Origin of the sequence: Pseudomonas sp. BNK-44-b (assembly GCF_047456245.1) — a bacterium.
GTDB lineage: Bacteria > Pseudomonadota > Gammaproteobacteria > Pseudomonadales > Pseudomonadaceae > Aquipseudomonas > Aquipseudomonas machongensis.
Genome location: NZ_CP179908.1, coordinates 92217 through 105078 on the forward strand (window position 1 = coordinate 92217; position 12862 = coordinate 105078).

General features: G+C 64.5%; 10 protein-coding genes and 1 riboswitch. Of the genes, 6 read left to right on the plus strand and 4 right to left on the minus strand.

What is annotated here, in order from left to right; genetic code table 11:
• Positions 1 to 227 precede the first annotated feature (227 nt).
• The 3 genes from ACMGGG_RS00510 to ACMGGG_RS00520 are packed head-to-tail and all read left to right on the plus strand — an operon-like array spanning position 228 to position 3946.
• Positions 228 to 1631: an MBOAT family O-acyltransferase gene (locus ACMGGG_RS00510; RefSeq protein WP_414154700.1), complete on the plus strand. Its 1404-nt coding sequence runs from the start codon at positions 228 to 230 to the stop codon at positions 1629 to 1631.
• A complete protein-coding gene (locus tag ACMGGG_RS00515; protein ID WP_414154701.1) occupies positions 1618 to 2754 on the plus strand; it encodes a DUF459 domain-containing protein in 1137 nt (378 codons plus the stop codon). Before ACMGGG_RS00510 ends, ACMGGG_RS00515 begins: the two co-directional genes overlap by 14 nt.
• 1 nt (position 2755) lies before the next feature.
• Positions 2756 to 3946 carry an SGNH/GDSL hydrolase family protein gene (locus ACMGGG_RS00520; protein ID WP_063542539.1) on the plus strand — a complete coding sequence of 397 codons (1191 nt, stop codon included), beginning with the start codon at positions 2756 to 2758 and terminating at the stop codon, positions 3944 to 3946.
• 57 nt (positions 3947 to 4003) lie between these two features.
• Here the strand turns inward: ACMGGG_RS00520 and ribB are convergent, their stop codons facing one another.
• The 3 genes from ribB to rtcR form a co-directional block, all read right to left on the minus strand.
• Positions 4004 to 4654: a 3,4-dihydroxy-2-butanone-4-phosphate synthase gene (gene ribB / locus ACMGGG_RS00525; protein WP_054892761.1), complete on the minus strand. Its 651-nt coding sequence runs from the start codon at positions 4652 to 4654 to the stop codon at positions 4004 to 4006.
• 79 nt (positions 4655 to 4733) lie between these two features.
• Positions 4734 to 4875: riboswitch (FMN riboswitch) on the minus strand.
• Between the two features lie 313 nt (positions 4876 to 5188).
• Positions 5189 to 5461: a DUF3077 domain-containing protein gene (locus tag ACMGGG_RS00530; RefSeq protein ID WP_082421015.1), complete on the minus strand. Its 273-nt coding sequence runs from the start codon at positions 5459 to 5461 to the stop codon at positions 5189 to 5191.
• A gap of 323 nt (positions 5462 to 5784) precedes the next feature.
• Positions 5785 to 7374: an RNA repair transcriptional activator RtcR gene (rtcR, locus tag ACMGGG_RS00535; protein WP_414154702.1), complete on the minus strand. Its 1590-nt coding sequence runs from the start codon at positions 7372 to 7374 to the stop codon at positions 5785 to 5787.
• Between the two features lie 591 nt (positions 7375 to 7965).
• On the opposite strand from rtcR, the gene ACMGGG_RS00540 reads away from it, so the two are divergent.
• From ACMGGG_RS00540 to ACMGGG_RS00550, 3 genes are read left to right on the plus strand one after another with little or no spacing between them, the layout of a single operon-like run.
• Complete coding sequence (locus ACMGGG_RS00540; protein ID WP_063542543.1) at positions 7966 to 9096, plus strand: slipin family protein; 1131 nt, start codon at positions 7966 to 7968, stop codon at positions 9094 to 9096.
• A gap of 21 nt (positions 9097 to 9117) precedes the next feature.
• Positions 9118 to 10323, plus strand: a complete 1206-nt coding sequence (locus ACMGGG_RS00545; RefSeq protein ID WP_414154703.1) for an RtcB family protein — start codon at positions 9118 to 9120, stop codon at positions 10321 to 10323.
• 37 nt (positions 10324 to 10360) lie between these two features.
• Positions 10361 to 11170 carry a nucleotidyltransferase domain-containing protein gene (locus ACMGGG_RS00550; RefSeq protein WP_414154704.1) on the plus strand — a complete coding sequence of 270 codons (810 nt, stop codon included), beginning with the start codon at positions 10361 to 10363 and terminating at the stop codon, positions 11168 to 11170.
• 187 nt (positions 11171 to 11357) lie between these two features.
• Here the strand turns inward: ACMGGG_RS00550 and ACMGGG_RS00555 are convergent, their stop codons facing one another.
• A complete protein-coding gene (locus tag ACMGGG_RS00555) occupies positions 11358 to 12836 on the minus strand; it encodes a serine hydrolase domain-containing protein (protein WP_414154705.1) in 1479 nt (492 codons plus the stop codon).
• Between the last annotated feature and the right edge of the window lie 26 nt (positions 12837 to 12862).

The window sequence follows — 12862 nt, forward strand, 5'->3', positions numbered from 1 at the left end:
GCGCGACACTAGCAGAGCGGGGCGGGGGGAGCAAATTGCGGTACCTCCCAGGAGGCAATCCGTTGGTAGTATTTTGTTGCACTTGCTTCAGAAGTTTCTTATTGCAATTTGAGACGTGGTCGGATTGTGACCCCATGGGGGCTCTGCCATAATCCCGCGCGCTCTGGCCTGGGCATCTTGATGGCCTTGGGCCATCTTCTTCTCGACGTCACGTAACGGACTACGTTGTGAGCTTCCTTTCGATCGAATTCGGCCTCTGTTTCACGCTCTTCTTCATTGTCTACTGGAGCCTGTGCTGGAGCCTGCGCCTGCAGAATCTGCTGCTGCTTGCGGCCAGCTACGGGCTGGTGGCGAGTTTCAGCCTGCAATCGTTGTACATCCTGCTCGGCTACAGCGTGCTGGTGTATCTGCTGGGGTTGCTGGCTGCGCGCCAGCCCGGCCGCTGGCTCAATGGCGTTTTGCTGCTGGCGCTGGTATTGGGGTGTTTCTACCTCTTCAAGTACCAGGAGTTCTTCGCCGCCAGTGTGCAGGGCGCATTCACGGCTGTCGGGCTCGAGGTGTCGCTGCCGGTGCTCGAGCTGCTGGTGCCGATCGGCCTTTCGTTCTATGCCTTCCATTCGGTCAGCTACCTGGTGTCGATCAACCGCGGCGAGATGGTCTCGGCGCCGCCGCTGGACCTGGCCCTGTACCTCGCCTTCTTCCCCAGCCTGATCGCAGGCCCGGTCAATCGCGCGGCGCATCTGCTGCCGCAGATCCGCCCGCAGGCCATGCGTGAAGTGCTGGAGCCGCAGCGGGCGCTTGGCCTGATCGCCCTGGCGGTGGTCAAGCTGTTCCTGCTCAGCGGCTGGCTGGGCAGCCAGTGGGTCGATCCGGTATTCGAAACCCCGGGCAGCTTCACGCCCGAGCAGGTGCTGCTCAGCGTCTATGGCTACAGCTTCCTGATCTATTTCAACTTCAGCGGCTATACAAACCTGGTCACTGGCATCGCCCTGCTGCTGGGTTTTCGCCTGCCGGAGAACTTCAACGCGCCTTATGCCGCGCGCAACCTCAAGGAGTTCTGGGGGCGCTGGCACATCAGCCTGTCGCGCTTCATTCGTGACTACATCTACATCCCCCTGGGCGGCAATCGCAAAGGGGTGTGGCGCGGCAACCTGAACATGCTGTTGGCCATGCTGATCTCCGGGCTGTGGCACGGCGCGAGTCTGAATTTCATCCTCTGGGGCGCGCTGCATGGGGTGGGGCTGGCCCTGTACAAGCTGTTCGAGCAGTTGTGGCCGAGCTTTGTGCGCCTGCCGGGCAGCGGGCTGCTGGCGCGCCTGCTGACGTTCCACTACGTCGCCTTCGCCTGGATCTTCTTCCGCAGCCCAACCCTGGATGGCGCCTGGGAGATGCTTGGCGATATCGCCCAGGTCAGCCTGGCCGGGCTCGACTCGGCCACCGGTGTAGCGCTGCTGGCCTGTGTGTTGTACGTCGCCACGTATCCACAGTGGCTGGCGTCCCTGCGCCAGGGCTTCGTAGCTAGCCAGCGCCTGCCCTGGCAACTGTACCCACTGCCACTGGCGATCTTCGTGTCGCTGGTGATCTTCGCGTCGCAATCGGGTGTGCCGGGGTTCATCTATGCAAGCTTCTGATATCCGTCAGCTGGTCCGGGTGCAGATGGGCGCGGCGCGCACGCTGTATGCCATGGTGGTCGCCACAGGCCTGCTGTTCTGGCTGAACCAGGACTCGATCAGCCTGTATTGCCAGCAGAAGTATCACGACAGTTGCGAACTGCCGGTGCTGGGGCAGTTGCCAGCCTGGCGCCTGGGCGCGGGCCTGACCACAGCGCTGGAGCAGGGCCGTGACAGCTTCCTCGACAGCCTCAACGGGCAGGTTGCGGTGGCGAGTACAGAGCCTGTGGTGGAACTGCCGCCGCCGATGCCGGTGGTGAGTGTCGATCTGCAGGCGCCTGTGGCCAGGCCTGAGCATGTCGCTGCAGCTGCCCCGCACCCTGTCGCACCGGCACCGGCACCGGCACCGGCACCGGCACCGGCGCCACCGCCCGCTGCCGTGGTCGTGAAGCCACCGCTGCCGCAGATGGTGGCACCGGGCACCCTGGCGTCGTTGGCGGCGGGCGATGAAGTGTTCCTGGTGGGGGACTCGCTGATGCAGGGCGTCGCCCCGCACCTGGCCAACAGCCTGCGCAAGCGCTACCAGATCCACACCATCAACCTCAGTCGGCAGAGCACCGGGCTTGCCTACCCGGGCTTCTTCAACTGGCCGAAGACCGTGGCCGACACGCTCGCCAGCGCGCCGAAGGTCCGCCTGATGGTGGTATTCCTCGGCCCTAACGACCCGTGGGACATGCCCCAGGGCAAGGGCAAGCCGTTCCTGCGTTTCAAGTCGCCGGAGTGGGAAGTGGCCTACCGTGAGCGCATCGACGCGATCCTCGAGCAGGCCCGCGAGCACAATGTCCAGGTGATCTGGGTCGGCCCGCCGAACATGGAGAAGTCGCGGCTGTCGACGGCGATGAGCTACCTCAGTGGCCTTTATCAGGAGCGCACCCAGCAATTCGGCCAGCACTACGTCTCGGCCAACCCGATTCTCGGCTATCCCGACGAGCAGTTCTCGTATACGGTGCAGACGCCGGAGGGCAAGCGGGTCAAGGTCCGGGTCGACGACGGCATTCATTTTACCATCACGGGCCAGAAGATGATCGCCGCGCAGGTACTGTCACTGATCAGCTTCCCGGTCCTGACTGCAACAGGACATTGAGATGCGCCTATGGCATCACCTGCTGGGCGTGGCGCTGCTGATCAGCGCCTTGCCCGCGTGCAGCACCGGCGCCAGCGCGCCACCCCAGCCTGCGGCCAAGCCCGCCGTTGTCGCCAATGTGCGCGACGACGGCAACCTCGCGCTGCTCGCCGGCAAGTTCCGCAACGCCGGCCGTGCGCCCATTTCCATCGTCCAGCTGGGTGATTCGCACACCGCTGCCGACCTGTTCAGCGGTGAGTTGCGCAAGCTGCTGCAGGCCCGCTATGGCGACGGTGGCATTGGCCTGGTGCCGGCTTCGCCCGTGCCGGGAATTCGCAACGACCGCGTGATCGTCACCAGCGAGCGCCGTCAGTGGGAACTGGTTTCTGCGCGCAACCAGCAGAGCAGCCAGTTTCCGTTGGGTGGCTACTTGTCGTTGCCGGTGGTCGATCGCCCCGGCGTGAAGATCCAGGCCCGCGACCCCGACGCACAACGCTACCGGATCTCGGCCCTGTATCAGGCAACGCGCAGCAGCACGTTGGTGGCCAACGGCAGCCAGCGCCGCATGCTGCCGGCCACCAACGGTGAGTGGCGCTTCAGCCCAGCCTTCATCAATCTCGGCCTGCCGGTGCAACTGAGTGTGGAGGGTGTCCAGGGCGTGGCGCTGGGTGGTTGGTATATCCAGGGCCAGAAAAACGCCGGGGTCACCTATTCGTCGCTGGGTATCAACGGCGCACGGCTGGAGGTGGTCGACAAGTGGCAGGCGGGTTGGCAAGGCACGCTTAAGGCGCTGCGGCCTGACCTGGTGATCCTGGCCTATGGCACCAACGAAGCCTTCGACGACAAGCTCGATCTTGCCCTGTACCAGTCGCAGTTGGAGGCCACCTTGGCCCGGTTGCGCCAGGAAATGCCCAAGGCGGCGATCCTGCTGGTCGGGCCGCCCGATTCGATCAAGCAGCGCAAGGCCGCCAGTTGCGCTGCGCGCCAGCCACAGCCGCTGGCGAGCGTGATCCGCATCCAGCGCCAGGCGGCGCAGAAGTACAAGGCACTGTTCTGGGATTGGCAGGCAGAGATGGGCGGGCCGTGCTCGATTGTCGCCTGGCAGGCCAGCGGCCTGGGGCGACCAGACCTGGTGCACCTGACTGCCGAGGGTTATCGCAAGAGTGCGGCGATGTTGTACGCCTATCTCAAGGGGCAACTGGGGCTGCGCTGAGTGCTGTACTGGTAGGAGCGGGGCAAGCCCGCCCCTACCAAAGAGCAGCGCCGCAGATCAGGCGGGTTGTGCCTCAAGCTCCAGCATCGCTTCGCGATAGCGCGCCAGCTCCTCGATGGTCACTACCGGCAGGTTGTACTGGCGCGCATACACGGCCACCTGCTCGCCCCGGGCCATGCTGCCGTCGGGGTTCATCAGCTCGCACAGCACCGCGGCTGGCCGCAACCCGGCCAGCCGCGCCAGGTCCACCGAGCCTTCGGTATGGCCGCGACGGGTCAGCACCCCGCCATCACGCGCACGCAATGGGAACACATGGCCAGGGCTGACGATGTGACGTTGCTCGGCGGTCGAGCGCAGTGCGGCCTCGATGGTGGTGATCCGGTCCTGGGCCGACACGCCGGTGCTCACACCCTCGGCCGCCTCGATGGTGACGGTGAAGCCGGTGCCGTGGCGGGCCTGGTTGTTCTGCACCATGGGCGCGAGCTGCAACGCATCGACCGTAGCTTCGTCCAGGCACAGGCAGACGATGCCGCTGCAATCGCGAATCATCATGGCCATGGTCTGCAGCGACAGGTTTTCGGCAGCGGCAACGATATCGGCTTCGTCCTCGCGATCGTCGTCGTCGAGCAGCAGCACGGGGCGCCCGGCCTGGAAGGCGGCGATGGCGGCGGTGACGTTGGGGAATTTCGAGTGGTGCAAGGTGGACATGAAACGCTCCTCGTGAATGATCGATGAACGTCTCGGGGCGAACAAAATGCGCGCGCAAGGGCGCCCGATGGCCCCGCGCTTGCGCCTTCTTTCATCCGGACTATGACCGTCGGCTCTGGAGTCTCACCAGATCTGCTGACCCCCGGCATGGCCGGGGCGCTCGCGGGCTCATCTTTCGATTTACCGCCGGTGGGGACTTTCACCCCGCCCTGAAGACCGGGGGAGCATACCGCAAACCGACCGTTTGCTGGCAAGCCCTGCTTAAGTCGATGCTCGCCTTCCCCTTGATCCTTGTAGGAGCAACTGTCTTGCTCAAAAAATCTGAGGCCTGCCCAATCCCTGTGGGAGCGGGCTTGTCCCGCGATCGGGCGCGCAGCGGCCGCAATCCAGGCGACTATCTTTTCCTGAAACACCTCGGGGCCTGGTTTTACGGCCGCTGCGCGCCCGATCGCGGGACTAGTCGGGACGCCGAACCGCCGCACCCACAGGGATTGGGCTGAACTTTAAATTTTGGGTCAGACAGTTGCCCTCAGATCAGTGCAGCCTGCCGCGCTCGACATCCGTCATCAGCGCTTTGGCAAAGGCGCTCAGGTAGTCGGCGGCGGTCAGCAGCCGGGCGTCCTGCTCCATCAGCCCTTCGTGCAGCAGGTGGCGGATGCAGGCAAGCAGGTTCATCACTTCGTCGTAGGCGTGTTCGGCGGGGATGCCGGGCAGGATGCGGAACATGTCCACAGGCGGGTTGCCGGATTCATTGAAAGTTTCCAGGCCGGCAGTCAGGAGAGGTGGGTCGGGGACGATCTTTTTCATGGCTTTACTCCTTGGTGCAAGGGAGCCGCCACATCTTTCTCAAGGATTTTGGGTGGCGGCCGCGCGCGGGGTGAGAAAACCGAGGGAGCAAAGAAAACTCGGCCAGACCGAAGTCTGCCCGCGCGCGGCTGCCATAAAGACATGCTCTTTTACTCATCAACGGGTTCTCACACCCGGCCGCAAACATCGCGACCCAGGGACGTTATTCCTGAGGTGATTTCCCGACAACAGAGAAGCTTCGGCAAGGCGCGTAGGATACTTCCCAAGCCTGCTTGGCCCGAAGCATTTGGTTTCAGATTGGGAAACGTCCTACGGCCTAGCTGTCACCCCTGACCCTTCACCTGCTGCCAATCCAGCCCGAATCGCGCCAGGTACTTTCTCAGGCGATCGGCGTCGTTGGGGTTGGCCTTCTCCTGGCGCGACACAGCGAACAATTGGCGCCCGGCCTCGGACAGGCTTGCTGCGCGGCGACAAACGTCGATCACCGCCTGCAACTGCACCTGGTCGAACAGGTCCAGTTCGCGCCCGGCCAGTACCGGCTCGCTCTCGCCCTCCAGCCCCCAGGCATGACGCAAACGCTCGATCTCCTCTGCCACCAGGGCTTCGTCTATTCGCCCGCTGTCGGCCAGTGTCGCCATGCGCGTGATCGAGGCCGACAGCTCGCGGAAGTTTCCAGCCCAGCGGGCTTCGCTGGCGTGGGCGAAGGCCAGGTAGCTGCGCTTGGCCTCCAGATTGAAACGCACCTGTCGGCCTTGTTCGCGGGCATGGCGCTGCAACTCGAAGTCCAGGTTCGGCTCGATGTCTTCGCGCCGCTGCGCAAGCCCCGGCAGGGCGAAGGTCCACAGGTTGATACGGGCGAACAGGTCTTCGCGAAACGAGCCTTCGGCGACCTTCGCGCGCAGGTCGCGATGGGTACCCGCGATCAGTTGGAAGTCGCTCTGCACTTCGCGGTCCGAGCCCAGCGGGAAGAAGCGCTTCTCTTCGATGGCCTTGAGCAGCATGGCCTGCTCGTCGGCGCCAAGCTCGCCGATCTCGTCGAGAAACAGCATGCCGCCGTCGGCAGCGCGCAGCAGGCCATCGCGGGCGTTCTGCGCACCGGTAAAGGCGCCCTTGGCATGGCCGAACAGGGTCGACATCGCGCCATCGCCGCGCAAGGTCGCGCAGTTGACCTCGATGAACCGCCCCTGCAACTGGTGCCGGCCGCGCTTGAGCTCGTGAATGCGCCGGGCCAGGAACGACTTGCCGGCGCCGGTAGGCCCGACCAGCAGGATCGGTGCCTTCGAGCGCAGGGCGACGCGCTCGATCTGTTCGATGGTGCGGTTGAATGCCGCGTTGCGCGTGGCAATGCCGGACTTGAGCAGCGACTGCGCCTCGACCTGCTCGTGGCGAAAGCGCGAAGCGATCAGGTCGTAGCGCGACAGGTCAAGGTCGATCAGCGTGGCAATACCGGCCGGGTCGCTGGCTTCGTCGTGCTTGCGTGAGGGCGAGGTCTGCACCAGGCGTGCGGGCAGGTAGCGCGCTTCGGTGAGCAGGAACCAGCAGATCTGCGCGACATGGGTGCCGGTGGTGATGTGCACGAGATAGTCCTCGCGCTCGGTGTCGAAGGGGTAGCCGCTGGAGAAGTCGTGCAGGGCGCCATAGACCTCTTCGAAATCCCATGGGTTACGCAGGCTGAGCGGGTGCAGTCGCACCTCGGTGTGGGGTGACACCTGCTGGACGTCGGCACGGATGCGTTCGGCCAGGCTGACGTCACGTACGCCGGGGCCGTGAATCAGCTCCAGGCGATCGAGCGGCAGGTCTGGCTGGCGGCACAGGCCGATCGTGGGGCGCCAGCGGTTCCAGCGTGCGGCGCCCTTGCCATTGCGGTCGAGGGTGGTGCCGAGAAAACCGATAGCAACACGGGCTTTGCTCATGGAGTTATCCCAAAAGATAAAGTCTTATCCAAGCATATATGAATGATCGGGTTTCCTGCTGCCACTAAAATTGCCAGAAAACCAGATCTAAAAAATAAATCGTTAAAAATCAGTTATTTAAAAAATAACTCGAGCAGTTTCTAAAAGCTGGCACGCCGCTCGCTATATCCCTCTCGACCGAATCGCCAGGCAGGCCCAAGGGCAAGGGGTTGAGACCCCGCTGGTGCACGTACCCACTCAGGTGTCGGTGTCGTGCATGCCGCCGCTGCAGCGACCGGTCGCCCTGTGCAGTACCCGTGAAACGGCTGCACAGACGCTCGCCGGGAAGCCCCGGCACTACCCTCCTAAGGTAGCTGTGAACGTAACACCCGCTGGTGCGGTGCAGGTCAGGCAAGCAGGGCCAGGATGGCCCCTCGACGGCCACGGACGCCTGCACCACCGCCGGCCCACCCGGCCTGCCGGCCGGACCTGGCGCAACGAAGGACGCCGCCTGAGCCTTGCTCACGGTGCCTGACTCCGCCAGGTCTCGCCCGCAGTGCCCGGTGTGCCGGCACCACCGGCAACCCTGGATATGGAGAAAAGGATAGAAAGATGAAATTGTTCAAACGCTTTGTCGTGAAGAAGAACGAACGTGGCCTGCTGCTCGATGAAGGCGACTTCGAGGCCATCCTCGAGCCTGGGCAGTATTCGCGTGTCGACTGGCGCGACCGGCTGACGGTGCAGACCTTCAGCCTCAATTCCCCGCTGTTCGACCATCCGCTGGCAGGCTACCTGCGTCAGCACCAGCCGCAGTTGGTCGAGCAGTATTTCGAGCGCATGGACCTGGGCGAACATGAGCTGGGCCTGCGTTTCGAGGACGGTCGGCTGGTCGAGCTGCTGGCACCGGACAGCCGTCGCCTGTACTGGAAGGGCCAGGCCCGGCAGACCCTGGAGCGAGTCGACCTGAGTGGCGGACGGCGCGTGGCGCCTGCATTGCTCGCACGCTTGAACCGTCCGGGCATGGCCGGCCTTGAGCATGTACTGCTGGTCAGCGTGCCGGCGTTCCATGTCGGCGTGCTGAAGATCGACGGTGCCGTGTTCGACTTGCTCGAAGCCGGGCAGTATGGCTTCTGGCGCTGCGGCAGCCAGGTGACGGTGGAAACCGTCGACACCCGTGTGCAGGCGCTGGAGGTCGGCGGCCAGGAAATCCTTACCCGCGACAAGGTGAACCTGCGTCTGAACCTGGTCGCCAACTGGCGCTACGCCGACGTGCTGATGGCCCATGCACGCTTCAGCAAACCGGTGGAGCACCTGTACCGTGAACTGCAATTCGGTCTGCGCGCCGCAGTGGGGACTCGGACCCTGGATGAGTTGCTGGAAGACAAGCAGTTCATCGACGACAGCATCAGCCGCCACCTGCAGACGCAACTGCCGGGCAGCGGTCTGGAAATCAGCAGCCTCGGGGTGCGCGACATCATCTTGCCGGGCGAGATGAAGACCCTGCTGGCGCAAGTAGTGGAGGCGGAAAAGGCGGCGCAGGCCAACGTGATTCGTCGCCGTGAGGAAACCCAGGCGACGCGCTCGCTGCTCAACACCGCCAAGGTGATGGAAGGTAGCCCGACGGCCCTGCGCCTGAAGGAGCTGGAAACCCTGGAGCGGGTGGCCGAACGCATCGACCGGATCTCGGTATTCGGTGGTCTGGATCAGGTATTGAATGGCTTGGTCAGCCTCAAGGCAGGCTGATCGAACACAAGGAACAAGGACATGAACCTGTTGGAAGTGGCCGGCGGCAAGCCGATCAAACTGTGGACCGATGGCGTGCCGGTCGAGGACGACGCGCGTCGGCAACTGATGAACACCGCACGCATGCCGTTCATCTTCAAGCACCTTGCGGTGATGCCGGACGTGCACCTGGGCAAGGGTTCGACCATCGGCAGTGTGATCCCCACCGTGGGTGCGATCATCCCGGCAGCGGTTGGTGTCGACATCGGTTGCGGCATGATCGCCGCACGCACCTCGCTGCACGCGCGCGACCTGCCGGACAACCTGCATGGCCTGCGCAGTGCCATCGAGAAGGCCGTGCCCCATGGCAAGACGTTCGGTCGTCGTGACCAGGGCGCCTGGGGCGAAGTGCCGAGCCAGGCCGACCAGACCTGGGGCCGCCTGGCCGGACGTTTCAAGGTGATCACCGACAAGCATCCGCAACTGGAGAAGACCAACAACCGCAGCCACCTCGGTACCCTGGGCGGCGGCAACCACTTCATCGAAGTCTGCCTGGACGAGGCCGACCGGGTCTGGTTCATGCTGCACAGCGGTTCGCGTGGGGTGGGCAATGCCATCGGTAACCTGTTCATCGAGCTGGCCCAGGCCGACATGCGTCAGCACCTGGCCAACTTGCCGGACAAGGACCTGGCCTATTTCGAGGAAGGTAGCCGGCATTTCGCCGACTATGTCGAGGCAGTGGAGTGGGCGCAGGACTTTGCCCGGCAAAATCGCGAACTGATGATGCAGGCGGTGGTGGCAGCGACCCGCAAGGTGCTGGGCAGGCCTTTCGAGGCCAGCCTGGAGGCGGTCAACTGCCATCACAACTATGTGCAGCGTGAGCAACACTTCGGGCGCGAAGTGCTGGTGACCCGCAAGGGCGCGGTATCGGCGCAGAAGGGTGAGCTGGGCATCATTCCCGGCTCCATGGGCGCAAAGAGCTTCATCGTCCGTGGGTTGGGCAATGAAGAGGCTTTTTGCTCGTGCAGCCACGGTGCAGGGCGGGTGATGAGCCGGACCAAGGCCAAGAACCTGTTCACCGTCGAGGACCAGCAGCGTGCCACGGCCCATGTGGAGTGCCGCAAGGACAAAAGTGTGATCGACGAGATTCCGATGGCCTACAAGGATATCGATGCGGTCATGCATGCCCAGCGCGAGCTGGTGGAGGTTGTGCACACCCTGCGTCAGGTGGTGTGTGTGAAAGGTTGAAGCAGGCGCCAGGGGCGCCCTGACAAGGAGTGAAGAGATGTACCAGGACGACCCACATCCACTGTCCGACGCCATGCGCATGCGGGTGCTCGAAGAACTGCAGCGCATCGAGCGCGAGCATGACGTGACTGTGCTGTACGCCTGCGAGTCCGGCAGCCGCGCCTGGGGCTTCGCCTCGCCGGACAGCGACTACGACGTGCGTTTCGTCTATGTGCAGCGTGCCGAGTGGTACCTGCGCGTGGAGGAGCCACGCGATGTGATCGAGCGGCCCCTGAGCGATGAGCTGGACGTCAGCGGCTGGGAGCTGCGCAAGGCATTGCGTTTGCTGCGAGGTGCCAATCCGAGCCTGCTCGAGTGGCTGGGCTCGCCGTTGGTGTACCGGGCCGACGAGCAGGCCCGTGAGCAACTGGGCGCGCTGGCTCGCGCGTTCTATTCGCCACGTGCTGTGCGCCATCACTACCTGTCGATGGCCCGCAAGAACCTGCGCGGCTATCTGTTGGGTGACACGGTGCGGCTGAAGAAGTACCTCTACGTGATCCGACCGTTGCTGGCGGTGCGCTGGATCGACCAGGGCCTGGGTATGCCTCCGACTGCGTTCGCGGCACTGCTCGAGCGAACCGTCGATGAGGCAGATGTGCGCGAGGCGATCGATCAGTTGCTCAAGCGCAAGCGCCGGGCGGGCGAGACGCAGCACGGGCCGCGGGATGACGTGCTGCACCGGTTCATCGAGGCCGAGCTGGCGCGGGCCGACACGGTCGAGGTGGCGCGTGGCGAGCGCAGCGACACTGGAGTGCTGGATCGCTTTCTGCTGGAGACGGTCGGGCGGTTCCAGGCGCAGTACGGTTGAGCCTGTGATTTCGAGGCTGGCGCAGCATCTGGACTGCCCCAATCTGTGGGAGCGGGCTTGCCCGCGAAAAGGACACCGCGCTGCCTGGCACGGGCTCCGCCCGTGTTCGCGGGACAAGTCGGAGCGCCGAACCACCGCTCCCACAGGGATTGGGCTGGTCTTTAGATTTTGAGCAAGACAGTTGCGGCTACACGTGTCGGGTCGGGTTGTGAGTGCTCATTCCATACAGCGGCTCCCAGGCACGGATGCCGCTGTTGATGTTCACGCTGCGCTCCAGGCAAACCCGTTCGCCTGCAAAGCTCAGGTACACCCGATCGCGGAATGCCGAGCGCGGGTACACCCATTCCAGCTCCAGTCGATCTGCCGCCACCCAGCGCGCCGTCGCCACCACCGGTGCATCACGCAGTGCATAGCCATGGTGAAGTTGTGCCCCCGGCAACGAGCTGGTGCCCGCGACCCAATGATCGATCCCGGCTTCGATGCGCTCGCTGCCCGCCGCCTCTACCCACTCCATTACCAACCGCTCGCCCGCCTGCAACAGGTTCAGCATTTCGATGCCATACGGATTGGCCTCGAGCGCAAAACTCATCCGTGCAGGGAGCGGCTGGGTCGGACGTGCGAGCGAGCGCAGTGGTTGCTCTTCGGCGAAACGCTGGAGCACCTCGCGTAGCCGTTCGTCACCTGCGGCCCCAGCCTGTTCACCGCGCAGCGCCGCGCTCAGATGACGATCGATGAAGGGCGTCACCTGCGCCGACTTCTCCATCGCGCCGAATACCGCCAGCGTGGCGCGCTCGCCGGGGATCACGGCGGCCATCTGGGCGAACACGCCCACGGCGCTGTAGCCGTTCGCCGGGCGGTCGGTCCACCAGTGATAGCCATAGCGACTGCCCTCGCCACCCTGGGCGCGCGTTGCCGCCTCCACCCACGCCTGCGGCAGAACCTGCTCGCCGTTCCAGCGCCCGCCGTCACGGTGCAGCATGGCCAGCTTGAGCACATCCACAGGCCGCGCCGTCAGGCCGTTGCCGCCGGGGCTGATGCCTTCCGGGCTGATGTCCCAGTGCTGCGCCTCGAAGCCCAGCGGCTCGAGCAGGCGCGGCTTGAGGTAGTCATGCAGGGTGACGCCAGCAACCTGGGTCAGCACCGCCGAGAGCATGTAGCTGGCGGCGCTGGTGTAGACGAAGTCGGTGCCCGGCGCGCTGGTCAGCGGGATGCGGAAGAACTCCTCGACCCAACTGCCGTCGATGCCGCGCCAGATCGAGCCGGAGGTGTTGCCTCCGTGGCCGGTGCGCATGGTCAGCAGGTGCTCGACGGTGATCTGTGCTGCGCGTGGGTCGGTGGCGCCTGCCGCCGCTTGCGGGAAGAACTTTGTCAGAGGGGCGTCCAGGCGCAGCAGCCCTTCGTCGATGGCCAGGCCGATGGCGCAGGCGGTGAAGCTCTTGGTGATCGAGTGGGTTACCCGTGGCGTCAGCGAATCGTACGGCCAGCGCCAGGCGTCCACCACCAGCACGCCGTCGCGCTCGAGCATCACCCCGTGCAGTTCGAGCCCGGCCTGTTGCACCGCCTCGAGAAAGGCGGCGACCTCGAAGCCGTCGATGCCGACGCTGGAGGGCAGCCCACGGGGCAGGTCATGGGCGGCAGGCTGATCGGCGGTGATTGGCTGGGGCATGGGTATTCCTCATGATGCGGGGCGTT